The following is a 23,969-nucleotide window of genomic DNA, read 5'->3' on the forward strand; positions in this document are numbered from 1 at the left end:
AGATGGTTGCTCATCGGATAGCGACCTATTCACTTTCCGGGTTGATGAAGGCCGGGGCCCGCCGACTTATCCCACTGGTATCCGAACTTTTCGAATAGCGGACGAGACGCTTCGGGGATCTCTCCATGTTTGGAGAATGGCAATCTAAGCAAGCCGAATTCAGCAGCGGTGCGCGCCCTACGATCGCGGGCGACCCGAGGAAGCAATGCAGCCGCAGGTTCAAGATCCTCAGCGCTTCTGATGTTCGCGGCCTGGAAGAACGCGCTCGCGCAAATATCGGCGAGTTGAAGGCCGGCAAGGTCGTCATGCCTTCGAACCTCAATCAACTCTGGTGTAATGACGCCCGGCACGATCTCCCTTGCGAGCTTCACGCCGTGACCAGTAACCGCCTGATCTTCAAGGAGACCAAGATAGGCTTTCAGATGTTGGTAATCGTGACCGCCTCGCTCACTAAAAACAATACGACCCTTCTGATTGTCTAGACCTTCAAGTTTTGCCCGCCGCGAACACCAGGTTGTCACGCGTTCAAATAGGAGCCGAAGGCACCAGTTGTAGAACTCGTCCTTGCCGAGCTGTTTTTTCAGTCTGGGATTCTGACGACCTCGCATATTGGACTTGTGGCTCGCCACCGTGAATAGACGCACGTTTTTAGTCGAAAGCATCCTACAGACGCGGTGTTTGTTGGTCTGGCTCAGGTTTCGGTAGTGCATCGTTTGACGTTGTTGCATCCGAACGGCCTCACGCATGTCACGAAGCCAATCAACCGCGTCCAAGTCGCGATCGGCGCTCAGAACCACTGCCGACACGACGAACCATTCTGATGCACCCACCGGCACCTTCGCCTTTATGCCGGGATCACCTGCCTCATCTATGTAGACGGAAAAGCTGTAGCGCGCTGCCATACGCCATGCTTAGCGCGCGACCGCGATTGAGTCCCCAGCGGTTTGGTCACCGTAATAGGATTTCTGGTTTTAGGCGAAATTGCTCAACTTCTTGGGCTAGTCATCTGGCAGGCTTTGATCGTTCGAGCCGTCTGGCAGGCCGATGCAGGGCTCAGTGTTGGTGCCACGCATAATGACCTGGCTTCGCTCGGAGATGCCAACATCATCTTAAATGGCTAGCCACCCGATCGGCGCAAAATCTAGCCGCGTGCTCACACATATCGGGTGGCTACTCAAGCAATTCCCAGCCTGTGGTGAAGTCGAGTTCATTGATGAAGTCGATGGGCGATTGCCACGACACGGCGCAGTCGTCGCACACGTTGGGCACCTTACGCTTCGCGCCCTTCTTACCGGAACTCGAGACTTCAGCGGTTACGACACGCCGGTCCGAATTTCCTAAGGCGGCGGCAATGAGAAACGGGTCTTGGCCGATAGAGATCATATCGGCTTCAGTCAGCCCAGCGCCGTATTGAGCAAGCACCGTCTGGACCTTCCCTAGATCGGCATCCTCGTCGAGACGCAGCGCCTTCTTATGTCGGGCATCCTTCATCCAGATAGCCAAGGTGTCATTACCTGCTTCAACCTCAGCATAAATTTCGCTTGGCATCTTCACGGTGCCGGCTTCCGCGTGATGCAGCACCCAGCGCCAAAATTCAGGCACACGCTTTAACGCATACCAGCCTCGGTGAGCGTTGATCAGCGTATTTGCATCAAGCAGATATAACATCAGGCGTGAGCTCGCCGGGGATCTGCAAGCAGCGGATATACCGCCATTGGCTTCACGCCGAGCATTCTGGCAGCACGCGTCGGGGTGAGCGACCCGTCGGCAATACCTTGCCGAGCGACCGACAATAAGGCGGCTCCGAGCCTCTGCCGTCGGACCACATACCAGTCAGGTCCGCCGGATTTGGCCTTATTCTTTTCTTTCAGCCGCGCCTTGCCGTCGAGCCATTCTGCTCGAAACTGATCGCGTAGCTCTTCCCACGATGCGCGGTTGATCGCCGCCGAGCGGAAAAGTTGATAAGCCACCATCGATCGACTTATTCGAGCCCTGTTCGCGAGAGCATTGATTATCGCCACCAAGTCTTGCCCGCCGTCACCTATTCCCAGGTAAGCCATCGCGACCTCCTCGGGTTCGATCAACGTCGCCGCAGCGGCATCATTGCATAGTTGCTCGATGTCGCTGCTTGGCGGGCCGCCGCTGACGCCGCTTTCACCAAGAATAAGATGACCAAGTTCGTGGAGAAGAGTGAAGGACCACGCGGCTTTCGCATCCTGGTCGTTGATTACAATGAATGGTGCAACGCGGTCCGCTATGGCGAAACCACGGAACACACCAACCTCGATCGCGGTCGACCAGTGCCCACAATCGCCAGCGAGTAGGACGAATATACCTTCGGCCTCGACGAGCGTGCGCAGGTAAGCAAAGGCGTCCTCTGCGGACTGTTTTGCCCGAAATTCGTCCCGGCTGAACCCGATGGCGGCAATGAGAGCGCTCGACAACTCGACAGCATCCACCACACCTTCCTGTGAACCGACGAGTTCAACATCAAGTCGTTCGTCATCATCTTCGAGCGTATCGCGCACAAGAGATTGCCTCGCTTTGACGTCGCGAAGCAGCGTTGCAAGCAATACGTTAGAAGGATCACCTTGGTCAGGAAGCGTTCGGAAATCCTGCCCTAACTCTGCTGGCGCGGGGGGCGCGGTCATGTAGAAACTCAACAGCGGGCGGTGATACTGATGCGCCATCCGCTGCAAAAGCGTCGAAGAAGGAACGGCTTCGCCCGCTTCCAAAGCTGCGAGCCGCTCGGCCCCAGTTACTCCACGCGCGGCGTTGAGAGCAATTTTGCGGGCAGCCGATTCCCGATCGAGACCAGCGGTCTCCCTTGCCCAGATCAGGATTTCAGGATTCACAGCGGCCACCTGATCACAATGCACGAGCAGAGGTTAATTCGCCAGCATGATCAACGGACTGACTTGTTGAACGCACAGATGCTGGCAACCCCTATCCGTGCGGCATCCGCGAGCTTCAGGTCAGAACAGATCAAGGGTTGTCCTGCCGGGCTGGTGCCAGCGGATCTACCTTGCCAGCGAAAGCATCGCGGAGGAAACCGAACATGCGCCGGCGCAGGTCAACACCGTGCCAGGGTTCCTGGCTCGCGGCACCCCGGAAGCTACCGCCCGTGTCTCCGTGCCCCTCGCGGGGATAGATCACCAGCGCCACCGGAGCGCCGGATTGCTTCAGCGCGCGATACATCTCCATCGATTGGCCGAGCGGATCGGTAACGTCCTTCTCGCCCTGCAGCAGCAGGAACGGCGTCTTGGCATTCCCCGCCGTGGACAGCGGGCTTTGCCGCCAGGCATCGGTGAAATTGAGCCAAGGTTTGCCGTAATACCAGCGGTCGTAGAAGGTGCCGTCCTCTGTGCCGTACTCGCTGAGCTGATTGATGACAGGCGCGCCGGACACGATCGCCTTGAACCGATCCGTCTTGCCAACGACGAAGCCGGCCATCTCACCGCCGTAGCTGTATCCAATCAGCGCCATCCGATCTGCGTCGATCGGGTAGGATTTGAGCATGGCGTCCACACCCGTCATCACGTCGCGATAGTCAGCGCCGCCAAGATCGTTCTTGTTGGCTGCGGTGAACTTCGCGCCATATCCGGTGCTGCCCCGGATGTTGGGCTGGAACACCGCCCAGCCTTCCGCGACCAGCATCTGCACCAGCGGGCTGTAATCGTCCTGAAAGCGCCCCGCCGGCCCCCCATGCACGTTGACGACCAGCGGCACCTTCGTGCCTGGCGCGACCTTCGGAAGATAGAGCAGACCTTCGATCGTCAGGCCTTCATTCTGCCAAGTGACGACACGAGAGGCGACTTGCGGCCAATTAGAAGGGGTGAGCGGAGGGGTGGCGAGCGCGACCGATTTGGCACCGAGACCGGGCATCAGCATGACCGTCGGCGGCTTGGTCGGCCCCGTCGCAATATAGGCCCAACCCGAATGGCGAGGATTGCTTGTCAGCGCGTAGGCGACGGGCTGCTCGGTGCTGGGGAGCCACGTGACCACCCCCGTCTTCGTCGATAGCCTTGCGAGGCGTGAACGTGTGCGCGTGCCGATCGCCATTGCCAGATCGCCGTCTGGCAAGACCTCGTAACCGGAAGGCATATCGCCTTCAAAGCCACGGGTCAGATTGCGCGTCTGCCCGGTGCCGAGATCCTTGACGCTTATGTATGTGCACCCCGGAGGAGCATCCTCGGCGCATTGGTCGGAATACACCAGACGGGCGCGGCCGGGCAGCAATGCCACACCAGACGCGGTGCGCGGCAGATCAATCGGCGTGGGCTTGAGCGTCGCGGCATTGACCCGCCAGAAGCGCGCGTCGGGTCCGGTCTCGTCGTTTTCGGGATCCGTGGTGATGATCAGCTCGGCGCTGTCATATGTCCAATCCGCCCCGGTAAACGCGCCGTCGAGCGGCACCATACGTGCCGCGCCCGTAACTGCATCGACGAGATAGAGGTGCTTCCGCTTGTCCGGGATGTCGTGCGCATAGCCGTCATCCTTACGATCGCGCCGCGCCTTAATCGCTGCGGCCTCGGCATCGTCCGCCCATACCGCAAGCGTTCGGCCATCAGGTGAAGTGTTATAGCCGGCGATCGACAATGCGTCCTTCACGGCCACGCCGCCCCAATGCGCGGTAACGGTGCCGTCCGTCTTGCCGAACTGCAGCCGATCCGCCTCACCGCTGGTGGCCGGCAAACGATAGAGCGACTTCGTGCCACTCGTGGTGGCAAGAAACAGGATCGATCCGTCCGGTGCAAATGTACCGTCGCTCTCGCCACGCTCTCCGGTGCGGAAGGTCAATTGGCGAGGCTGAGCATTTGGCGCGAGCAGCCACAGGTGGGGCAGGCCGCCATTGGCTGTCGTCTCGGTAATTGCTGCCAGCACACTCCGACCGTCCGGTGCCACCGCAAGACCGCGCATGCCTCGGACAGCGGTGCGGACTTGGTCGTTCATCGGGAAAGTTGCGGGATCGGCAGCTATCGACGCGCTGCTAGAGACGGAAAGCGCCAAAACAATCGCCAGTCCCGCATATGAAACGATTCGCGCCAATTCAGTCCCCTCCCGACATCTTAGAGGGACATTACGACTAACTACAGCACCACGCTATCGCTGACCGTTCCGCGTAATGGTGAGCGACCGAATCGCACCGCTTGTCCGCTGCTGTTCGCGCCGAGCCGGCAGCTTATGTGGGAACGATATGGGGAACGCTATCCGGCAAAAACCGAAATAGCTACAACATATCATATACTTAGCGGGAGATCGCTGGATGCCCCGTGAGGATTCGAACCTCAATAGGCGGTATCAGAAACCGCAGTCTTACCATTAGACGACGGGGCATCAGCGGGGGTGCGAGATAGGCGGCGCGTCTGAAGGTGTCAACCGCGCGTGAGGGGCGCACTTAGCGGTCGCGTGAAGGGCGGGCGCGGGCGCAGGCGGCGTGCTTGCCGGTGGGCGACGGTTACGCTACCTATGCGTTCAAGCACCGGACGGGACGCACCTTGCGGCCCCGCGACGGCAGAACAGAATTGCGAGTATAGACGGCATGGGGGATCAGTCGCCCAGAATGCCGTACCGGCAGGGATCGCCCAATGGCCCCCCTGCCCGTCCGGCGCCGGTTTCCGGCAAGGCCCCTGCGTTCGGCAAGGAGGGCGACCGCCCACGCGGGCGCTGGCCATCGGCACCGCATTATGCCGCGCTCGATCTCGGCACCAACAATTGCCGCCTGCTGATCGCGCGGCCACAGGCCGACGGATTTGCCGTGGTCGATGCCTTTTCACGCATCGTGCGGCTGGGCGAAGGGCTGGCGGCGACGGGGCGGCTGAGCGATGCGGCGATTGAACGCACGCTGGCCGCACTCAAGATCTGCGCCGAGAAACTGAAGCGCCGCAACGTCACGCTGTCGCGCTCCGTGGCGACCGAGGCATGCCGGCGCGCGAGCAACGGGCCGGATTTCATCGCCCGTGCGCTGGCCGAGACCGGCATCCATCTCGACATCATCTCGGCCGAGGAGGAAGCGCGCCTTGCCGTGCTCGGCTGCCATGCGCTGATCGAGCCGGGCGAGGATCCGGCGCTGATCTTCGACATCGGCGGCGGATCGACCGAATTGGTGCTGGTCGATACCAGCGGCGCGGTGCCGCGGGTGCTCGACTGGCATAGTGCGCCATGGGGCGTCGTCTCGCTGACCGAACATATCGGTTACGCGCAGGATCGCGCCGGGCGGCTCGACGCCTATGCGCGAATGCGCGGGATCGTCGCCGACAGCTTCGCCGGGTTCGCCGCGCGTCTGCCGCGCGGGATTGCCCGGCCGCGCCTGCTGGGAACGAGCGGTACGGTGACGACGCTCGCCAGCGTGCATCTGGAGCTATCGCATTACGACCGCAGCCAGGTCGACGGGCTGATCGTGCCGGCGGCGTCGATGCGGCGGATCAGCCGCGATCTGTCGGGCATGAATCTCGCCGAGCGCGCGACCCTGCCGTGCATCGGCACCGAGCGCGCCGATCTGGTCGTGGCGGGCTGCGCGATTCTGGAGACGATCATGGATTTGTGGCCGGCCGAGCGGCTGGGCGTGGCGGATCGCGGCATTCGCGAAGGGATCCTGCGGCGGCTGATGAACAGGGAACGGTTGTGAGTAAAGGCGCATGAGCAAGGACGGCGGCGGCCTCCGGGTCCGGGTGAAGACGGCGCGCAAGCGCACGGCGCAATCGACGCGCTGGCTGGAGCGGCAGCTAAACGACCCGTATGTCCGCCGCGCCAAGGCTGATGGTTATCGCAGCCGCGCGGCCTACAAATTGATCGAACTCGACGAGCGCTTCGGCTTCCTGAAGGGTAAGAAGCGCGTGATCGATCTCGGCCTCGCGCCCGGCGGGTGGAGCCAGGTGGTGCGGCGGCAGGCGGCGAAGGCGGCGGTGGTCGGCATCGACCTGTTGCCGGTCGATCCGATCGACGGCGTGACGATCCTGCTGATGGATTTCATGGACGATGCAGCGCCGGATACACTGATCGCCGAACTGGGTGGCGCGCCCGATCTCGTCCTGTCGGACATGGCAGCGAACACCGTGGGCCACCCGCAGACCGACGCGCTGCGCACCCTGGGGCTGGTCGAGGCGGCATTGGCATTTGCGGTGGAGGTGCTGGAACCGGGCGGAGCCTTCGTCGCCAAGGTCTTCGCGGGCGGCGCGGATTCGGAACTGGTGGCGGAGATGAAGCGCAACTTCGCGACGGTGAAGCATGCGAAGCCGCCGGCCAGCCGGAAGGGGTCGGTGGAGTGGTTCGTGGTGGCGCAGGGGTTTAAAGGCAGAGGCCCGAAATAGCGCAGCTATTTCGGATCAGGCCGATAGCCCGGCCGGCGGGGCGCAGCACCCGACCGACGGCGCGGCTTTGCCGCGACGGGGCGGTTTGAAACAAAAGATTATGCTAAATTGAAACTAGCCACGCTTGGCCAACGGATCAGCGAGAGCGCCTTTACGCCCGTTATTCGAAAAAACTGACTGACGCCGATTCTCCAATCTCGCAGCTATTGGCCGATGCAAGCTTCTTTTCACTCAAGGCTCGCTGCTTCAATGCGTCCGCTTGTGAAGCAACGTCGATGCAGTTAGATTCACCGCTGGTCCACCATGCTGCCAACGCACATACTGTTATTCCACAACCAGCTTGGTCGTCAGGCTTTTTCTCTTTCATACATGAGCGCATAGCTGACATAAGTTGGCCATGTTGCCGATATAATTCATTAAAATCCGAATCTATCGCACGCAGGTTTTCATGATGACGATTGCATAAAGTTATACGCTCCTGTGCAGCGGCAGCCTCTGCGATTTGACGCCTTTGTAGCTCCTGTTGTCTTTGAAACTCAGCTTGGTCGCGTGTTCGCTGCTGCTCGAACGCAATCCGTTGCTCTTCAGTCTTTTCTCGTTGCTCATTTAGTAGATGGTTGAATGTTATAACAGCAGTGATAAGAGCGACAACACCTGTAACCAGGCCTATGATAGCACCCCAATGCGTCACCTTTTTCTCGTCTGGCATGCCATTCAACCCCCGTTGTTGCCCGAATCGACTAAACAATAAGATTATCTAAAAATCGTTCGAAGCAAAGCGCCAATAGCATTCGGTTTTTGCGGAGTTGCCGAATATATGCCTGTAATGGATTTGCAGAGAGGGCTTATCGGCCGCTTCGTCAGGCCACACGAACACTGCGGTGGACTAAAATATCTATTTTAGCGGCTAGTGTTTCTTATGCTAAATGAAAATCATCCATGATAGCAATGACTTGCGGTCAGCTATTTAGACGATTTCCAGCGAGGATGGAACACAGCTATCTCTCTCGCGCTTATGCATCCTATTACGGACCAGCTGAACACGGACATGGATCACAAACAACCACCCACGAAAAAGCCCGCGAGGATCACCTCGCGGGCTTTTCGTCTTGAGTAGCGCCGCGGCTAAGCCGCGTCGTCGGTCGGGCTTTGCCCGCCGGCCGGCATTCGGCTGATCCTCGTCTAACGCTATGCGTTAGCCTCGCGCCTCATGCTCAACCTTCATAATCCGCACCCAGATTCTGGTTCCGCGGCGGAGCAGCGGCGGTCAGGCGCAATGCCTCGGCCGAGGCGGCCAGGCTGCCGACGGCATCCGCTTCGTCCTCGTCGTCGACCTGAACGCGCTGCAGGCCGGAGATCACCGCCTCTTCGAGGTGCGGTGGCTTGACGGTCTGTTCGGCGATCTCGCGCAGCGCGACGACCGGGTTCTTGTCGCGATCGCGGTCGATCGTCAGGTCGGCGCCGCCGGAAATCTGGCGGGCGCGCTGGGCGGCCAGCAGGACCAGATCGAAGCGGTTGGGAATCTTGTCGACGCAATCTTCGACGGTGACGCGCGCCATGAATGGCTTCCTTCGTGAACGGACAATAGGTGAAGCGCCGCGATCTAGGGCGCGGGGCCGCCGGAGTCAAGAAATCCGGCTTGCGTGCCCGCCCCCGCACCGCCACAGCCGGGCGATGGCCGAACCGCCCCCGCAGCCGAGCTTCCTGATCGATGGCGATCGGCTGACCATGATCGATACCGGGCCGCGCCGGCTGGCCGCCCTGATCGCGCTGATCGATGGCGCGCAGGTGTCGCTGCGCATCCTGTATTACATCTATGTCGATGACGATGCGGGCACGAAGGTGCGCCAGGCGATGATCGATGCGGCGATGCGGGGCGTGCGCGTGGCGGTGATCGTGGACGGCATGGGCAGCGCGCCGGCGGCATCGCAGGATTTCTTCGCGCCGCTGGTCGCGGCGGGGGCTTCGGTCTGCCGGTTCGAGCCGAGATTGGGTCGGCGCTACCTCCTGCGCAATCACCAGAAGCTCGCGCTCGCCGACGCAGAGGGGACCGGCGGGGAGAATGCAGGCGCGCGCGCGATCATCGGCGGGTTCAACATCCAGGATTCGTATTTCGGCACCCCGGCGGAACAGGCATGGCGCGATCTGGGGCTGTTGGTCGAGGGGCCATCGGCGGTGGCGCTGAGCGGATATTTCGATACGCTGGCCGCGTGGATCCGTACGCCCAAGGCCCCGATCCGCGCGCTACGCCGGCTGCTCGCGCGGTGGAGCCAGACCGAGGGGCAGACGCGCTGGCTGCTCGGCGGGCCGACGCGGCATCTCAGCCCATGGGCGCGCGCGGTGAAGAACGATCTGCGCAGGGCCCGCAGCTTCGATCTGATCGCGGGCTATTTCGCGCCGAACCCGGCGATGCTGCGCCGGCTCGACCGGATCGGCAAGCGCGGGCGGGTGCGCATCGTGCTGCCGTCGAAGAACGATCATCCGGCTGCGATCTGGGCCGCGCGCTTCACCTATGCCGGGTTGCTGCGCAAGAAGGTGCAGATCTACGAATATCTGCTGACCAAGCTGCACACCAAGCTCTTCGTGATCGATTCGGTGGTCTATGTCGGGTCGGCGAATTTCGATATCCGCAGCATGTTCCTCAATCTGGAGATCATGCTGCGGATCGAGGACACGGCGTTCGCCGATCATGCGCGGGCCTATGTCGAGGGCGAGATCGCGCAATCCGAACTGATCACCAAGGCGCTGTACAAGGCGCGCACGACGCCGTGGCGGCGCGTGAAACAGGCCGCCGCCTATTTCGTGATCACGGTGCTGGATTATAACGTCACGAAGCGACTCAATTTCGGACGCGAGCGGCCTTAGGCGCCGAAGTCCGAAAGGGCGTTACTCGCCGATCTCGACGATCGCGTCGATCTCCACCGCGGCGCCAAGCGGCAGCACGGGAACGCCGACCGCGCTGCGGGCGTGCTTGCCGGCATCGCCGAACAAAGCGACCATCAGGTCCGACGCGCCATTGGCGACCTTCGGCTGATCGGTGAAATCGCCGGCGGAATTGATGAAAACGCCGAGTTTCACGATGCGCTTCACGCGGTACAATTCGCCGAGCGCCGCCTTCATCTGCGCGACCAGCATCAGCGCGCAACGCTGCGCTGCTTCCTGGCCGTAAGCGAGATCCTTGTCCTCGCCGAGCCGCCCGGTCATCAGCGCGCCGTCCTTGAACGGCAACTGGCCGGAGATGTGCAGCAGCCCGCCCGCTTCGACGGCGGGGACATAGCTGGCGACGGGAGCCGCAGCGACGGGGAGTTCGAGGCCGAGTTCGGCGAGCTTGGTGGCGATACGATCGGTCATGTGCGCGGGATGCCGTGGCGGGGGTTCGGCGTCAATGCTTTGCACGTTTCCTGATCACCGTTCGCCCTGAGCCTGTCGAAGGGCAAGCGCGACGCTTGGGCTTCGACAGGCTCAGCCCGAACGATGGTGGTGTAGTCCGCGCACCTAAGAGACGCCCTCAAACCGCCGCCGGGCCCTCGCCCGATTGATCCGCCACGCTCGGAAACGGGCGGTGCCCCCATTTTACCAGCGACCAGGCGCGTTCGTGGAAGTAGAACAGCAGGATCTTGGTGATCACCTCCGTGCCCGCGATCGACCCGGCGACCTTCGCATTGCCGCCGGTGAAGAACATGCCGAGCACGAACGTGTCGATGCTGCCGACCGTGCGCCACGACACCGCCTTCACGAAGGATCGCGGATGGCTTTCCAGGCCGCGCAGCAGGAACATCAGCCGGCCTTGGTCGTGGGGATGTTGACCCCCATCGACTGGAGATATTTCCGCACGTTGCGCGCCGCCTGACGCAGCCTCTGTTCGTTTTCGACCATCGCGATGCGCACGAAGCCCTCGCCATTCTCGCCATAGCCCACGCCCGGGGCGACCGCGACCTTGGCATGGGTCAGCAATTGCTTGCTGAATTCGAGACTGCCCAGATGCGCCAGCGCTGGCGGCAACGGTGCCCAGGCGAACATCGACGCGCGCGGGGACGGGATATCCCAGCCGGCGCGGCCGAAGCTTTCGACCATCACGTCGCGGCGCTTGTGATAGAGTAGGCGGTTCTTCTCGACGATATCCTGCGGGCCGTTCAGCGCGGCGCAGGCCGCCGCCTGAATCGGGGTGAACGCGCCGTAATCGAGATAGGATTTCACCCGGCTCATCGCCGCGATCAGCGTCTTGTTGCCGACCGCGAAGCCGATGCGCCAGCCGGCCATCGAATAGGTCTTGCTGAGCGAGGTGAATTCGATCGCCACGTCCTTAGCCCCCGGCACCTGCAGGATCGAGGGCGTCGGATTGCCGTCGTAATAGAGTTCCGAATAGGCCAGATCGGAGATGATCCAGACCGTGTTCGCCTTCGCCCACGCCACCAATCGCTCGTAGAAAGCGAGATCGACCGCCTCGGCCGTCGGGTTCGACGGATAGTTGACCACCAGGATCGACGGGCGCGGCACGGTGAAGGCCATCGCGCGGTCCAGCGACTCGAAATACGCTTCGTCGGGCGTGGTCGGCACGGCGCGGATCGTGGCGCCGGCCAGGATGAAGCCGAACGTGTGGATCGGGTAGCTCGGGTTCGGCGCGAGCACGACGTCGCCCGGCGCGGTGATCGCGGTGGCGAGGCTGGCCAGCCCCTCCTTCGACCCCATCGTCACGACGACCTCCGTCTCGGGATCGACATCGACGCCGAAGCGGCGGCCGTAATAATTCGCCTGCGCGCGGCGCAGGCCGGGAATGCCCTTCGACTGGGAATAGCCGTGCGCGTCGGGCTTGCGCGCCACCTCGACCAGCTTCTCGATCACGTGATCGGGCGGCGGCAGATCGGGATTGCCCATGCCGAGATCGATGATGTCCTCGCCCGCCGCACGCGCCTGCGCTCGCATCGCATTCACTTCGGCGATCACGTAGGGCGGCAGGCGTTTCATGCGGTAGAATTCTTCGGACATCGTCTTTTCCGACTAGAGGAGTGCCGCTCATACGGCATTTCGCCCCCGCTCGTCATCCGCGCTTTCACGAGGATGACGGATTGGGTTAGGGTGCCGGCAGGAGAGACATATGGCCGATGCGCAGAAGCTGCCGACACTGGAAGACATGCAGCACTGGACCTGGGTGATGGGTCGGGCGCAGCAGATGCTGCTGGAAAACGGCGTGCCGACCGCGCCCGCCGCCTTACCGGTGATCCCCGGCCTCACCGATCCAGCGACCCTGCAGCGCGCGGAGAGTTTCTGGGCCGACAGCCTCAATTTGTGGCAGCGTTTCCTCGATCCGGCCAAGGCGTCCGATCATGTCGAATCGCCCGAACATGCGCGCGACAAGCGCTTCAAGGACGCGGCGTGGCGCGAGAACCCTTTGTTCGACTGGATCCGCCAGAGTTATTTTCTGATCTCCGATCACATGATGCAGGGCATCGACGCGCTGGAAGGCGTGGACGAAAAGCAGAAGGAGCAGATGCGCTTCGCCGCGCGCGGCTTTCTGGAGGCGATGAGCCCGTCGAACTTCCCCGCGACCAACCCGGTCGTGCTGGAAAAGACGATCGAGACCGGCGGCGAGAATCTGCTGAAAGGCTTGCAGAACATGCTGGCCGATATCGCCAAGGGGCAGTTGACGCATACTGACCCGAACGCTTTCGAACTCGGCCGCAATCTCGCGATGACGCCGGGCAAGGTCGTGCATCGCACCGATCTTTACGAACTGATCCAATATTCGCCGACCACCGAAAACGTGCTGGCGGTGCCGCTGGTGATCTTTCCGCCGTGGATCAACCGCTTCTACATCCTCGATCTGACGCCGGAAAAGAGCTTCATCCGCTGGGCGGTGGAGCAGGGCATCACCGTGTTCATGGTGTCGTGGAAATCCGCCGACGCGAGCCTGAGAGACGTAGTGTGGGACAATTATATCGCCGCGCAGATCGAGGCGATCGATACGGTGCGCGAGGGGCTGAAGGTCGCGGCCGTCCATACGATCGGTTATTGCGTCGCGGGCACGACGTTGGCCGCAACGCTCGCCGTGCTGGCGGCGCGCGATCAGGCGGAGAAGGTGAAGAGCGCGACCTTCTTCACCGCGCAGGTCGATTTCAGGCAGGCGGGCGAATTGCTCAACTTCATCGACGACGAGCAATTGGAGACGATCGCCAAGCTGTCGCCGGACGGGTTCCTCGACGGGCGCTATATGGCGCTGACCTTCAACCTGCTGCGCGGGCGCGACCTGATCTGGAGCTATGTCACCAACAATTATCTGCTGGGGCAGGATTACACGCCGTTCGACCTGCTGCACTGGAACGGCGACACGACCAACCTGCCGGCGAAATGGCATCTGGCGTATCTGACCGATCTGTACCGCGACAATCTGCTGGTGAAGCCGGGCGCGCTATCCGCCGGGGGCACGCCGATCGACCTGACCAGGGTGCAGACCCCGTCCTACATCCAGGCCGGGCGCGAGGATCATATCGCGCCGGTCGAGAGCGTGTGGGAAATCACCCGGCAGTTCAGCGGGCCGATGACGTTCGTGCTTGCCGGTTCCGGCCATATCGCCGGGGTGGTCAACCCGCCGGCGCAGGGCAAATACCAATATTGGCGCAATCCCGATCCGGTCGAGAGCCTGGCCGACTTCGTGGCTGGGGCGACCGAGACCAAGGGCAGCTGGTGGCCGGACTGGATCGGCTGGTTGCACGATCGCGACGACGAGACGGTGCCGGCCAAGGGCGCGCGGCAACCGGGCAAGGGCATTTTGAAGGCGATCGAGGATGCACCGGGGAGCTATGTGAAGTCGCGCTAAGTCTCTGGATTCGCTGTCTCATTTCGTACGCGTTACGATTATGTTGCAGTGCAACAAAAATCTCTTGCATGTCCGCTTGCACTGATTATATTGCAGTGCAACAACGAACTAGTAGGAGGGCCCCTTGGCCAGCACGACGCCCGTCACCGAGCCCGCCGCAAAGGTCGATGCTCCCGCCGCTCCGGCTGCCGCCCCCGTGACCGCCGCGGTCGCTACGCCGGCCCCCGAAGCAAAGGCAGCACCTGCGCCCAAGGCCGATCCGGTTCCCGCCAAGGTCGAGGCCCCCGTCGCCAAGGCCGCGCCGAAGCCGGTCGCCAAGGTCGCGGCCAAGACGCCTGCTGCGAAGACCGCCAAGCCGGTCGCCAAAGCCATCACCGCCCCGGCTGCGAAGCCCGTGGCCAAGAAGAAGGCGGTCGTTAAGGCCGCTCCCAAGACCGTCGCCGCAAAAGCCATTCAAACCGTCAAGCCGGTCGTCGCCAAAGCGAAGGCCGTCGTAACCAAGGAAGTGAACATCATGGAAGCCACGATCAAGAACGCAGCCGAAAAGGCCAAGACCATGTTCGCCGATGCCAATTCGAAGAGCACCCAGGCGTTCGCCGACATCAACGAATTCTCCAAGGGCAACATCGAAGCGATCGTCGAGAGCGGCAAGATCGCTGCCAAGGGCATCGAAGCGATGGGCCAGGACGCCGCCGAATACAGCCGCAAGCAGTTCGAAGGCGCGACCGCCGCGCTGAAGAGCCTGTCGACCGTCAAGTCGCCGACCGATTTCTTCAAGCTGCAGAGCGATTACGCTCGTAGCGCGTTCGATTCGCTGGTCGCACAGACCTCGAAGAACACCGAAGCGATGATGAAGCTGGCCGGCGAAGTCGCCCAGCCGATCTCGAACCGCGTCGCGATCGCGGTCGAGAAGGTCAAGGTTGCCGCATAACCTTCGCGCAAGCGATCGTTATCTAGATGGGGCGGCTCCGCAAGGGGCCGCCCTTTTCGTTTGTGTCGTCCGGCTCACGCGTCCGGATCGCCCGCGGAACGGCCCACTACGCTCGAAACCGGCGTTATCCGTCGCCTCGGTGTGCTCGCCCTCTTGCCCTCAGCGCCCCGCATGCCATATTTCGGGAACACATGATCGAACAGCACGACATCACGGCCATGGCCGAACGCCGCGACGGCGATGGGGACGAAGAGGGCACCGGCCTCGGCATCGCGACCCGCACGCGCGCCAAGACCAAGCAGCCGACGCCGTACCGCGTCCTGCTGCTCAACGACGATTACACGCCGATGGAATTCGTCGTGCTCGTCCTTCAGCGCTTCTTCCGCATGGACATGGAGGCGGCGACCCGGGTGATGCTGCACGTCCACCAGAAGGGCGTCGGCGTGTGCGGCACGTTCAGCTACGAAGTGGCCGAGACGAAGGTCGCGCAGGTGACGGAATTCGCGCGGCAGAACCAGCATCCGCTGCAATGCACGCTGGAGAAGGCGTGACGCGGTAGCGACAGCGGACGTTTTTGCCCGCCGGACATTGCGCTTCCCCGGCGAAGGCCGGGGCCCAGTCGCGAAGGTCGATGTTACGTTGCGCAGCGCCCGATTACCGACGTGTCCCGACTGGGCCCCGGCCTTCGCCGGGGAAGCAGATTACTGCCGGGCGACGCGGCGTCTTATTTCCCGCGATAGATACCGCACAATTTGTTGCCGTCCGGATCGCGCACGTAGGACAGATGCATCGGTCCCATGCTGCCATCGCGCAGGCCCGGCGCTTCCTCGATCGAGGTGCCGCCATGCGCGACCGCGACGTCGTGGAACTGCTTCACCTGCTCGGGCGAGTTGCACTTGAAACCGATCGTGCCGCCATTGGCGCACGTCGCGGCCTCGCCGTTGATCGGTTCGCTGACGGCGAAGGTGCTGCCGTCATGCACGTAGAACAGCCGCATCGCGCCGCTATCGGCCTTGTGGCGAATCGGCTCGCCCGCGCCGAACGTGCCCAGCACCGCGTCGTAGAAACGCTTCGACCGTTCGATATCGTCCGTGCCGATCATCACATGGTTCAACATGCTCGCTCTCCTTCACCCCCGGCCTGATGCCGGGTAATGTCGACTCCGCGCTATTGAAGACGCGCCGCCGCTGCAATGCCTCGCACCGCTCCCGAATCAAAAAGGGCGACCATCGCTGGCCGCCCTTTTCGTCTGTCGGAGCGAAAGTCTCGGGCGATTATGCCGGAGCCTTGTCCTTGTTGTGGATCGCGGCGGCCTTGCGCAGGATGTCGAGGATCTTTTCCTGTGCGGTCGGCTCGTCGACCTGCTCCATCGCGGCGAGTTCGCGCGCGAGGCGGCTGGTCGCCGCTTCGAAGATCTGGCGTTCCGAATAGCTCTGCTCGGGCTGGTCCTCGGCCCGGAACAGATCGCGGACCACTTCAGCGATCGACACCAGGTCGCCCGAATTGATCTTCGCTTCATATTCCTGCGCGCGACGCGACCACATGGTGCGCTTGACCCGCGGCTTGCCGGTCAATGTGTCGAGCGCCTCACGCAACGTCTTGTCGCTCGACAGCTTGCGCATGCCAACGCTTTCCGCCTTGTTGGTGGGCACCCGGAGCGTCATGCGCTCCTTTTCGAATCGCAGCACATACAGTTCGAGCTGCATGCCGGCGATTTCCGACTTTTGCAGTTCGATCACACGGCCGACGCCGTGCTTTGGGTAAACGACATAATCGCCGACGTCGAAGGATAGGGCTTTTGCAGCCATTCCGTTGAGCCTTTCCGTGAACTGGTCCCCGGGTGGAAGCGTCCAGGCACTTTAGGCCGGTGAACGCGCGAGGAGGGGGATTTGGGTTTAGGTGTGTCTCCAGATCGGAATAACGCGCGAACACGCCTTCCGTCCCCGCCTGTTTAGCAGAGTCGTAACAAAATTACCAGCCTGACGTGCCGTTAAGTATCCGGACCGGGCCGGGAATGGGACGATCGGGTGCGATTTGTGGTGATGTTCGGCTTTCAGGCGCGCCGCCGGCGAAGCCGTCGGCCGGATCGGTGGCGATGCCCCGTCCGCCGGCCGTGCCGGGCGCTGCTCGCTTACGCTCGCATCGGCGCCGTGCGGCTTTGCCGCCACGCGCCTGCGCGCCGCATCAATCCCCCGCGCCGGCCTCGGGTGAGAAATACTTGTCGTACTTGCCCTCTTCGCCCTTGTGCTCATCGGCATCGGCGGGGGTCTGGCCGGCGTTGCGCGTCACGTTGGGCCATTGCGCGGAGAAGGTGTTGTTCAGCTCCATCCATTGTTCGAGACCGGATTCGGTATCGGGCAGGATCGCCTCGGCCGGGCATTCCGGCTCGCAGACGCCGCAATCGATGCACTCGCTGGGATTGATCACCAGCATGTTCTCGCCTTCGTAGAAGCAGTCGACCGGGCACACCTCGACGCAATCCATATACTTGCACTTGATGCAGGCGTCGGTGACGACATAGGTCATGCTTGGTCTTCCCGTTAGACGAACGCTGTTCTGCTATGCCCGCCGTTCCGCGCCGTCAATCGGATGCGGCTTGATGCGAGGCATTATCACCGAGATCTTCATAGCATGACTGCGCCTCGGGTGCGGGGCCGCGCCGGGTGGGCAGGGCCGCGATGCGGATCACGCGGACGCGATCGCTGTACAGGAATGTCAGCACGTTGCCGATGCGCACCTGCACGTGCGCGCGGTCGATCGCGCGGCCGTCGATGCGCAGGCGGCTGTGCGCGGCGATGGCCTGTGCGGCGCTCCGGGTCTTGGCTAGGCGCACGAACCACAGGAACCGATCGAGCCGCATCGAACCTTCAGCCCCCCGGTCAGCCATGGCGGAGATCGAGATCGGCCAGCGCGGAGAAGGCGTTGTCGCGCGGCGGCGGAGCGACGGGCGCGGGCGCGCGGCCACGCCATACCCAGCGCGCGGTCTGGTCCTCGGGTCGCGCCATCTTGAAGCCGAGCCCGACCATCAGCCGTTCCAGCGTCGCGGGCTGCACGCCGATCGAAATGGCGAGCGCGGGATCGGGCGCAAATGGTTTGCGGCCGGATCTCGCCTCGAACGCCGCCTTGGCGATCCGCTCGACCAGATCGACGCGCACCGCCTGCAACGCGATCGCGCGATAGCCTTGCGACAGATGCGCACCGGGGGCGGCGCGCGACAACACGGTCGCGCCCTCGGCCGGGGCGATGGCGATGGGCTTGGCATGCCGCGCCGAGATCAACGCGCGACGCCAGCGCGCGGCGGCGGGCTTGAGCAGGCGCGCATCGAACAGGTCGAGCGCGCCGATCGTGATGCCGATCCTGCGCAGCCGCTTGCGTGCCGCCGGATCAAGGCCGTCCACGGCGACGCGGTGGTCGATGCGCGGCAGCAGCCCGCCCTGATCGATCAGCGCCGCCGCCACGGCGCGGAGTGCCGGCTCGGCCTCCGCATCGCGCGTCACCGCATCCAGCGCGACCAGAGCGGGCACGTGTTTCGCCATCCGATCGCCCACCCACGCCGTCAGCCGCGCCTTGATCTTCGTGCGCAATGCGACGTCGAGGCAATCCAGCGTGCGATCCAGCGCGATCGCCGGACGGGCGAGCGACGGCCCCTGCGCCAGCATCGCCACCTTCAACCCGTCCCACGCGATCACGGGCTGGTCGCCAGCCTCGGCCAGCAGGACGAACGCCGCATCCTGCGCCTCGGCCAATGCCGTGCCCCGCCGCGCGCGCTCGTCGCCCAGCCGGCGTTCGGCGGCGGCGAGCAGCAGGCGCTTGTCGCTCGCCCGCGCATCCGGCGCGACGGTGAAGCCGAAGCCGTTGAGGTGCCCGATCGTGTGATCCTCGACCATCACCTCGCCCTGGTCTCCGATCGTGACCGGCAGGTCGCGGGGCGAGGCGCCGATCTGGCGCAGCAGCATCGTCGTGCGCTTGTCGACGAAGCGCTGCGTCAGGCTCAAATGCAACGCGTCGGACAGGCGTTCCTCGACCTGCGCGGCGCGGCCGGCCCAATGCGCCGGATCGGCCAGCCAGTCGGCGCGGTTGGCGATATAGGCCCAGCTGCGCGCCGCGGCGATGCGCCCGGCCAGCACCTCGACATCGCCCGCGACATTGTCGAGCCGCGCGATCTCCTCGGCGAACCAGGTGTGCGGGATATGGCCCTGCCCCTCGCTCAGATAGCCGAACAGCTTGGCGCAGAAGCGCGCATGCGGATCGAGCCCGACCTTGCGGAAATCGGGCACGCCGCACGCCGCCCAGAAACGCTTGACCATCGCCGGCCCGCGCGCGCGGTCCCGCACCCAATCCTCCTCGGCAAGGCGCTTCAGCACGAGCAGGTCGAGCGCCTTCGGAGCGGCACGCAATTCCCGCAGATCGGGCCGCGCCTCGAGGCTGTGGATCAGATCGTCGACGCTGGAGAAATCCGGCTGCCCCTCGCGCCAGAACAAATGATCGAGGCGCGGGAAGCGATGTTCCTCGATCGCCAGCACTTCCTCCGGCGTGAACGCGCCCGGCCCGTCCTCGACCAAGGCACCGAACGTGCCATCGCGCTGATGCCGCCCCGCGCGCCCGGCGATCTGCGCCATCTCCGCCACCGTCAGGCGGCGCTGGCGCTGGCCGTCGAACTTGTCGAGGCTGGCGAACGCGACATGCGCGACGTCCATGTTCAGCCCCATGCCGATCGCGTCGGTGGCGACGAGGTAATCGACCTCGCCGGCTTGGAACATCGCGACCTGCGCGTTGCGGGTGCGCGGGGAGAGCGCGCCCATCACCACCGCCGCGCCACCGCGCAGGCGGCGCAGCATCTCGGCGACGGCATACACCTCCTCGGCACTGAACGCGACGATTGCCGATCGCTTAGGCAGGCGGCTGATCTTCTTCGCGCCCGCGTATGACAAAGTCGAGAAGCGCGGACGGTTGAGGATGTCGATGCCGGGCACCAGAGTCTTGAGCATCGGGCGCAACGCCTCCGACCCCAGGATCATCGTCTCCTCGCGCCCCCGCGCGCGCAGGATGCGATCGGTGAAGACATGGCCGCGCTCGCGATCCGCGCCCAGTTGCGCCTCGTCCACGCCGACGAACGCGAGATCCCTGTCCAGCGGCATGCTCTCGGCGGTGCACAGGAACCAGCGCGCATCCTTCGGCACGATCTTCTCTTCGCCGGTGATCAGGGCGACCTGATTGGCCCCCTTGATCTTCACCACCCGGTCATAGACCTCGCGTGCCAGCAGGCGTAGCGGGAAGCCGATCATGCCGCTGGAATGGCCGCACATCCGCTCGACCGCGAGATGCGTCTTGCCGGTGTTGGTCGGGCCCAGCACCGCGGTGACGGGGCGTTCTTCGCGAGCGTGCATGTCGGGAAACAACATCGGCGCGGACCGGCCCATGCGCAACCGCCGAATTCGCACAGACAAGCGCAAACCCCTCAATTGGTTGACTGTTCCGAAGGCAGGCTCGCTTCGCCGCAGGGCATGAACGCTTCGCCCGATGCGAGTCGCGCGGGCCACGCGGTTAATTTGACTTTAGCATTTGCCCCCCACAGTGATTCGACCCACGCCGGGGGGATCGGCGACCGTGACCTTTGGGGGCACCTCCGCTTTGTTCTTGCGCAGCGATCATGGACTCGACCAGGCTGGCGGCACCGCCACGCTGTCGTTCGGCCGCGCGCCCTTCGTCCCCGCACAGCTTTCCACGCTCGACCGGATCCGCGCGACTATCGCGAGCACCGATTGGGCACCCGATCTCGGATCGCGCATCGGTTCGCGCGAATGGTGGCGTGGGGCGGCAACCTGCACCGCGCTGATCGCCGCGACCTGCGCGCTCTCGCCGGGCCTGAACCGCACCATTCCCGGCAGCGTCGCACCGGCCCTGGCGGGCAGTGAATGGGACGAGGCGCGCACGCAATCGATCGCGCCGCTCGCCTGGGGCGGATCGACCGGGCGACGCATGGCGGCGAACGATCTCGTCGCGCCGCTCGCCGAAACGCCGGAACGCCCGACGCTGGAAATGACTGCTACGCTGGGCAGCGGCGACAGCTTCGCCCGCCTGCTGCAACGCGCCGGGGTTTCCGCCGGCGATGCGTCGCGCGCCGCCGATCTGGTCGGCGGCGTCGTGCCGCTGGACGGGATCAAGCCGGGCACGCGGATCGATCTCACGCTTGGCCGCCGCCCGAACCGCAATGTCGCGCGTCCGCTCGATCATCTCGCCTTCCGCGCCCGCTTCGATCTCAATCTGTCGCTGGCGCGCTCGGGCGATACATTGGCGATGACGCAGCAGCGGATCGCGATCGACAATACGCCCCTGCGCATTCAGGGGCTGGCCGGCTCCAGCCTGTACCGCTCCGCGCGCGCCGCCGGTGCCCCGGCCAAGGCGGTCGAGGCGTATATCAAAGCGATCGCTTCGCGCGTGTCGATCGGCGCAGTGTCGCCGTCCGACACGTTCGATTTCGTCCTGCGTCAGGCGCGCGCCGCCACCGGCGAAGTGCAATTGGGCGACCTGATGTTCGCCGGGCTCGACCAGCGCGCGAAGAAGACCCAGCTCGTCCGGTGGGACGACGGGCAATGGTATGAGGCGAACGGCCAGAGCCAGCGCCAGGGCTTCATGGGCATGCCGGTCAGCGGACGGATCACGTCCAATTTCGGCATGCGCATGCATCCGCTGCTCGGCTTCATGCGCATGCACAAGGGCATCGATATCGGTGCCGCATGGGGATCGCCGATCTATGCCGCGATCGACGGCGTGGTGCAGTTCGCCGGGCGCAGCGCGGGTTATGGCAATTTCGTGAAGCTGTCGCATTCCGGCGGGATCGCCAGCGGCTACGGCCATATGAGCCGCATCCTTGTCCGCCCCGGCCAGCATGTCGCGCGCGGGCAGCAGATCGGCGCGGTCGGATCGACCGGTATGTCGACCGGCCCGCATCTGCACTGGGAAGTGTGGAAGAACGGCGTCTCGGTCAACCCGCGCGGCTTCAGCTTCTCGAGCGTCGCGACCCTGTCCGGCGAGAAACTGCGCGCGTTCAAGGCGCGGGTGGCAGCGTTGCTGTCGGTCAAGCCGGGCCAGCGCTGAAGCCAATACCGTCATCCCGGCGGAGGCCGGGATCCAACAGGCGGCTTGGTCGATACGGCAATAAATATGCGCCGCCCGTGCGGCTCGTTGGATCCCGGATCGAGTCCGGGATGACGGATAAATCGGCGCCTACCGCCCCTGCGAACGCCAGCGCTTAATCGTACGCGCGATGATCTGATCCTCGCCGCCGGCCTGACGCCAGAGATCGGAAAAGATCGGATCGTCGGACGCCGGACGCTTGTTGTCCTCCAGCCCGTCGAACGACACGCGGATCGGGATCGCGACGCCCTCGCCGCAGATGATGCACTCGCGATTGCGCAGCGCGGGGATCGAATCGAGGAAGCCGCGCGCACCTTCCGGCATCGCGGCACGGACGAAGGCCTGATCGCGATCGTTGTTGAGACGCATGGCGATGATCGTGCCGCATTGCGACAGCACGCCTTCGGCCAGATCGGACGGGCGCTGCGTAATCAGACCCAGCGACACGCCGTATTTGCGCCCCTCCTTGGCGATGCGGCCGAGGATGCGGCCGACCGACGAAGCGTCCGCGTTGCGTTCGTTCGGGATGTAGCGGTGCGCCTCCTCGCAGACGAGCAGGATCGGGCGCTGCGGCTCGCCGCGCGACCAGATCGCGAAATCGAACACCATACGGCTGAGCATGGCGACGACCACCGACGTGATCTCGCTCGGCACGCCCGATACGTCGATGATCGAAATCGGCTTGCCGTCGCCCGGCAGGCGGAAGATGCGCGCCAGGAAATCGGCCATCGTATCGGCGACCAGCATGCCCGAAAACATGAAGCCATAGCGCGGATCGGCCTTGATCTCGTCGATCTTGGTCTTCAGCCGCAGATACGGCGCGGTGTCCCCGGCACGGTCCATCTTGCCCATTTCGAGGCTGATGATGTTGGTCAGGTCGCTGAGCAGATACGGGATCGGCGCATCGACCGTCAGCTTGCCGATCTCCTGCCCGAGCCGGCCCTTGGCGCGTGCGAGCAACAGGCATTTGGCGAGGATGTCGGCATCGACCTGATTTTCCGAACCATCGCTGGTGACGAACACCTCGCAATGTTCCTCGAAGTTCATCAGCCAGTACGGCATCTGCAGATTGCCGACATCGTAGATCGCGCCGTTGCTCTTGAACGCTGCGGCATATTCGCCGTGCGGATCGATCATCACGATATGGCCCTGCGGGCTGAGTTCGCAGATGCGGTGCAGGATCAGGGCGGCGCTGGTCGATTTGCCGGTGCCGGTCGATCCCAGCAGCGCGAAATGCTTGCCGAGCATGGCATCGACGTACAGCGAGGCGCGGATGTCGCGCGTCGGATAGACCGTGCCGATCTCGATCGTGGCGCGATCGTCGGCAGCGTAGACCTGCTTGAGATCGGCGGTCGTCACCGGGAAGACTTCGCAGCCGGGGACGGGATAGCGCGTCACGCCGCGGCGGAATTTGTAGAGCTTGCCGGTCAGCCGCTCCTCGTCGCCCTCGCCCAGGAAATCGACCTGCGCGACGATCCTGTCGTCCGTGCCGTCGATCAGGCGGAGGGAGCGGATGTTGGCGATGAGCCAGGTGACACCGACGCGCATCTTGATCTGGCTGCCGACCGATCCGGCGCTGGCGACGACCGAATCGGGGTTGGCGGCGGTGAGATCGAGCGCGCGGGCGTCGAGCACCACCTGGCTGCTCGATCCGGCGATTTCCAGCACGATGCCGATCGGTGCGCCGGTCAGCGTGGTCGGGGCGGCTCGTACGAACGCATCGCTGCCCAGCATTTCGGTCATCAGGCATCTTCCCCAGGGACTATCGATCGATCTT

The 23,969-nt window shown here is 63.7% G+C and carries 22 protein-coding genes and 1 tRNA gene; 7 read left to right on the forward strand and 16 right to left on the reverse strand.

Going from position 1 to position 23,969, the window contains the following annotated elements; all coding sequences use genetic code 11:
- Window positions 1–29 precede the first annotated feature (29 nt).
- The 5 genes from U1738_RS11040 to U1738_RS11060 form a co-directional block, all read right to left on the reverse strand.
- On the reverse strand, window positions 30–902 hold the full coding sequence (locus tag U1738_RS11040; RefSeq protein ID WP_332789109.1) for a DUF3800 domain-containing protein: 873 nt from the start codon (window positions 900–902) through the stop codon (window positions 30–32).
- A gap of 268 nt (window positions 903–1,170) precedes the next feature.
- Window positions 1,171–1,668 (reverse strand): DUF4411 family protein, encoded by a 498-nt coding sequence (locus U1738_RS11045; RefSeq protein ID WP_332789110.1) that lies wholly within the window; start codon window positions 1,666–1,668, stop codon window positions 1,171–1,173.
- Window positions 1,668–2,864, reverse strand: coding sequence for an ImmA/IrrE family metallo-endopeptidase (locus tag U1738_RS11050; protein WP_332789111.1), 1,197 nt, complete (start codon window positions 2,862–2,864; stop codon window positions 1,668–1,670). Before U1738_RS11050 ends, U1738_RS11045 begins: the two co-directional genes overlap by 1 nt.
- Before the next feature lie 121 nt (window positions 2,865–2,985).
- Window positions 2,986–4,953, reverse strand: a complete 1,968-nt coding sequence (locus U1738_RS11055; RefSeq protein ID WP_332789112.1) for a S9 family peptidase — start codon at window positions 4,951–4,953, stop codon at window positions 2,986–2,988.
- A 310-nt stretch (window positions 4,954–5,263) separates the two neighbouring features.
- Window positions 5,264–5,337 (reverse strand) — tRNA-Gln (locus U1738_RS11060).
- 226 nt (window positions 5,338–5,563) lie between these two features.
- On the opposite strand from U1738_RS11060, the gene U1738_RS11065 reads away from it, so the two are divergent.
- Both U1738_RS11065 and U1738_RS11070 read left to right on the forward strand, forming a co-directional pair.
- Entirely contained in the window at window positions 5,564–6,628 is a 1,065-nt protein-coding gene (locus U1738_RS11065) for a Ppx/GppA phosphatase family protein (protein WP_332789113.1), read from the forward strand.
- 10 nt (window positions 6,629–6,638) lie between these two features.
- Window positions 6,639–7,310, forward strand: a complete 672-nt coding sequence (locus U1738_RS11070; protein ID WP_332789114.1) for an RlmE family RNA methyltransferase — start codon at window positions 6,639–6,641, stop codon at window positions 7,308–7,310.
- 160 nt (window positions 7,311–7,470) lie between these two features.
- Here the strand turns inward: U1738_RS11070 and U1738_RS11075 are convergent, their stop codons facing one another.
- Both U1738_RS11075 and rpoZ read right to left on the reverse strand, forming a co-directional pair.
- On the reverse strand, window positions 7,471–8,019 hold the full coding sequence (locus U1738_RS11075; RefSeq protein ID WP_332789115.1) for a hypothetical protein: 549 nt from the start codon (window positions 8,017–8,019) through the stop codon (window positions 7,471–7,473).
- Between the two features lie 505 nt (window positions 8,020–8,524).
- Window positions 8,525–8,869, reverse strand: a complete 345-nt coding sequence (rpoZ, locus tag U1738_RS11080; RefSeq protein WP_332789116.1) for a DNA-directed RNA polymerase subunit omega — start codon at window positions 8,867–8,869, stop codon at window positions 8,525–8,527.
- 115 nt (window positions 8,870–8,984) lie between these two features.
- On the opposite strand from rpoZ, the gene U1738_RS11085 reads away from it, so the two are divergent.
- Window positions 8,985–10,175: a phospholipase D-like domain-containing protein gene (locus tag U1738_RS11085; protein ID WP_332789117.1), complete on the forward strand. Its 1,191-nt coding sequence runs from the start codon at window positions 8,985–8,987 to the stop codon at window positions 10,173–10,175.
- Between the two features lie 21 nt (window positions 10,176–10,196).
- Here the strand turns inward: U1738_RS11085 and U1738_RS11090 are convergent, their stop codons facing one another.
- From U1738_RS11090 to U1738_RS11100, 3 genes are all read right to left on the reverse strand, one after another.
- On the reverse strand, window positions 10,197–10,661 hold the full coding sequence (locus tag U1738_RS11090) for a RidA family protein (RefSeq protein WP_332789118.1): 465 nt from the start codon (window positions 10,659–10,661) through the stop codon (window positions 10,197–10,199).
- A 157-nt stretch (window positions 10,662–10,818) separates the two neighbouring features.
- On the reverse strand, window positions 10,819–11,088 hold the full coding sequence (locus tag U1738_RS11095) for a DUF2061 domain-containing protein (RefSeq protein ID WP_332789119.1): 270 nt from the start codon (window positions 11,086–11,088) through the stop codon (window positions 10,819–10,821).
- Window positions 11,088–12,296: an LL-diaminopimelate aminotransferase gene (locus tag U1738_RS11100; protein ID WP_332789120.1), complete on the reverse strand. Its 1,209-nt coding sequence runs from the start codon at window positions 12,294–12,296 to the stop codon at window positions 11,088–11,090. The genes U1738_RS11095 and U1738_RS11100 overlap by 1 nt, the downstream gene beginning before the upstream one ends.
- Before the next feature lie 109 nt (window positions 12,297–12,405).
- Between U1738_RS11100 and U1738_RS11105 the strand changes: the two genes are divergently transcribed.
- The 3 genes from U1738_RS11105 to clpS all read left to right on the forward strand — a co-directional run bounded on the left by U1738_RS11105 (window position 12,406) and on the right by clpS (window position 15,606).
- Window positions 12,406–14,124, forward strand: a complete 1,719-nt coding sequence (locus U1738_RS11105) for a PHA/PHB synthase family protein (protein WP_332789121.1) — start codon at window positions 12,406–12,408, stop codon at window positions 14,122–14,124.
- A 124-nt stretch (window positions 14,125–14,248) separates the two neighbouring features.
- Window positions 14,249–15,055, forward strand: a complete 807-nt coding sequence (locus tag U1738_RS11110) for a phasin family protein (RefSeq protein ID WP_332789122.1) — start codon at window positions 14,249–14,251, stop codon at window positions 15,053–15,055.
- Window positions 15,056–15,273: 218 nt separating this feature from the next.
- Window positions 15,274–15,606, forward strand: coding sequence for an ATP-dependent Clp protease adapter ClpS (gene clpS, locus U1738_RS11115; protein ID WP_055780025.1), 333 nt, complete (start codon window positions 15,274–15,276; stop codon window positions 15,604–15,606).
- 173 nt (window positions 15,607–15,779) lie between these two features.
- On the opposite strand, the gene U1738_RS11120 is transcribed toward clpS, so the two are convergent.
- The 5 genes from U1738_RS11120 to U1738_RS11140 form a co-directional block, all read right to left on the reverse strand.
- Window positions 15,780–16,172 (reverse strand): VOC family protein, encoded by a 393-nt coding sequence (locus U1738_RS11120; protein WP_332789123.1) that lies wholly within the window; start codon window positions 16,170–16,172, stop codon window positions 15,780–15,782.
- Window positions 16,173–16,329: 157 nt separating this feature from the next.
- Window positions 16,330–16,863 carry a CarD family transcriptional regulator gene (locus U1738_RS11125; RefSeq protein WP_055774316.1) on the reverse strand — a complete coding sequence of 178 codons (534 nt, stop codon included), beginning with the start codon at window positions 16,861–16,863 and terminating at the stop codon, window positions 16,330–16,332.
- Window positions 16,864–17,239: 376 nt separating this feature from the next.
- Entirely contained in the window at window positions 17,240–17,581 is a 342-nt protein-coding gene (gene fdxA, locus U1738_RS11130) for a ferredoxin FdxA (protein ID WP_055774319.1), read from the reverse strand.
- Window positions 17,582–17,636: 55 nt separating this feature from the next.
- A complete protein-coding gene (locus U1738_RS11135) occupies window positions 17,637–17,942 on the reverse strand; it encodes an RNA-binding S4 domain-containing protein (protein ID WP_332789124.1) in 306 nt (101 codons plus the stop codon).
- The gene (locus U1738_RS11140; RefSeq protein WP_332789207.1) at window positions 17,935–20,442 is read right to left on the reverse strand and encodes a helicase-related protein; all 2,508 of its coding nucleotides are present in this window, start codon (window positions 20,440–20,442) and stop codon (window positions 17,935–17,937) included. The genes U1738_RS11135 and U1738_RS11140 overlap by 8 nt, the downstream gene beginning before the upstream one ends.
- Window positions 20,443–20,686: 244 nt before the next feature.
- Here U1738_RS11140 and U1738_RS11145 point away from each other — a divergent pair, with 244 nt between their 5' ends.
- Window positions 20,687–22,153: a peptidoglycan DD-metalloendopeptidase family protein gene (locus U1738_RS11145; protein WP_443027008.1), complete on the forward strand. Its 1,467-nt coding sequence runs from the start codon at window positions 20,687–20,689 to the stop codon at window positions 22,151–22,153.
- Window positions 22,154–22,282: 129 nt separating this feature from the next.
- On the opposite strand, the gene U1738_RS11150 is transcribed toward U1738_RS11145, so the two are convergent.
- The gene (locus U1738_RS11150; protein WP_443027002.1) at window positions 22,283–23,935 is read right to left on the reverse strand and encodes an ATP-binding protein; all 1,653 of its coding nucleotides are present in this window, start codon (window positions 23,933–23,935) and stop codon (window positions 22,283–22,285) included.
- Window positions 23,936–23,969: the final 34 nt, after the last annotated feature.

Source organism: Parasphingomonas caseinilytica (assembly GCF_036663755.1).
GTDB lineage: Bacteria > Pseudomonadota > Alphaproteobacteria > Sphingomonadales > Sphingomonadaceae > Sphingomonas.

Coding starts and splice junctions, on each gene's coding strand:
- U1738_RS11040 (WP_332789109.1), bottom strand. CDS start 902: ATGGCAGCGCGCTACAGCTTTTCCGTCTACATAGATGAGGCAGGTGAT.
- U1738_RS11045 (WP_332789110.1), bottom strand. CDS start 1,668: ATGTTATATCTGCTTGATGCAAATACGCTGATCAACGCTCACCGAGGC.
- U1738_RS11055 (WP_332789112.1), bottom strand. CDS start 4,953: ATGAACGACCAAGTCCGCACCGCTGTCCGAGGCATGCGCGGTCTTGCG.
- U1738_RS11065 (WP_332789113.1), top strand. CDS start 5,564: ATGCCGTACCGGCAGGGATCGCCCAATGGCCCCCCTGCCCGTCCGGCG.
- U1738_RS11070 (WP_332789114.1), top strand. CDS start 6,639: ATGAGCAAGGACGGCGGCGGCCTCCGGGTCCGGGTGAAGACGGCGCGC.
- U1738_RS11075 (WP_332789115.1), bottom strand. CDS start 8,019: ATGCCAGACGAGAAAAAGGTGACGCATTGGGGTGCTATCATAGGCCTG.
- rpoZ (WP_332789116.1), bottom strand. CDS start 8,869: ATGGCGCGCGTCACCGTCGAAGATTGCGTCGACAAGATTCCCAACCGC.
- U1738_RS11085 (WP_332789117.1), top strand. CDS start 8,985: ATGGCCGAACCGCCCCCGCAGCCGAGCTTCCTGATCGATGGCGATCGG.
- U1738_RS11090 (WP_332789118.1), bottom strand. CDS start 10,661: ATGACCGATCGTATCGCCACCAAGCTCGCCGAACTCGGCCTCGAACTC.
- U1738_RS11095 (WP_332789119.1), bottom strand. CDS start 11,088: ATGTTCCTGCTGCGCGGCCTGGAAAGCCATCCGCGATCCTTCGTGAAG.
- U1738_RS11100 (WP_332789120.1), bottom strand. CDS start 12,296: ATGTCCGAAGAATTCTACCGCATGAAACGCCTGCCGCCCTACGTGATC.
- U1738_RS11105 (WP_332789121.1), top strand. CDS start 12,406: ATGGCCGATGCGCAGAAGCTGCCGACACTGGAAGACATGCAGCACTGG.
- clpS (WP_055780025.1), top strand. CDS start 15,274: ATGGCCGAACGCCGCGACGGCGATGGGGACGAAGAGGGCACCGGCCTC.
- U1738_RS11120 (WP_332789123.1), bottom strand. CDS start 16,172: ATGTTGAACCATGTGATGATCGGCACGGACGATATCGAACGGTCGAAG.
- U1738_RS11125 (WP_055774316.1), bottom strand. CDS start 16,863: ATGGCTGCAAAAGCCCTATCCTTCGACGTCGGCGATTATGTCGTTTAC.
- fdxA (WP_055774319.1), bottom strand. CDS start 17,581: ATGACCTATGTCGTCACCGACGCCTGCATCAAGTGCAAGTATATGGAT.
- U1738_RS11135 (WP_332789124.1), bottom strand. CDS start 17,942: ATGGCTGACCGGGGGGCTGAAGGTTCGATGCGGCTCGATCGGTTCCTG.
- U1738_RS11140 (WP_332789207.1), bottom strand. CDS start 20,442: ATGCACGCTCGCGAAGAACGCCCCGTCACCGCGGTGCTGGGCCCGACC.
- U1738_RS11150 (WP_443027002.1), bottom strand. CDS start 23,935: ATGACCGAAATGCTGGGCAGCGATGCGTTCGTACGAGCCGCCCCGACC.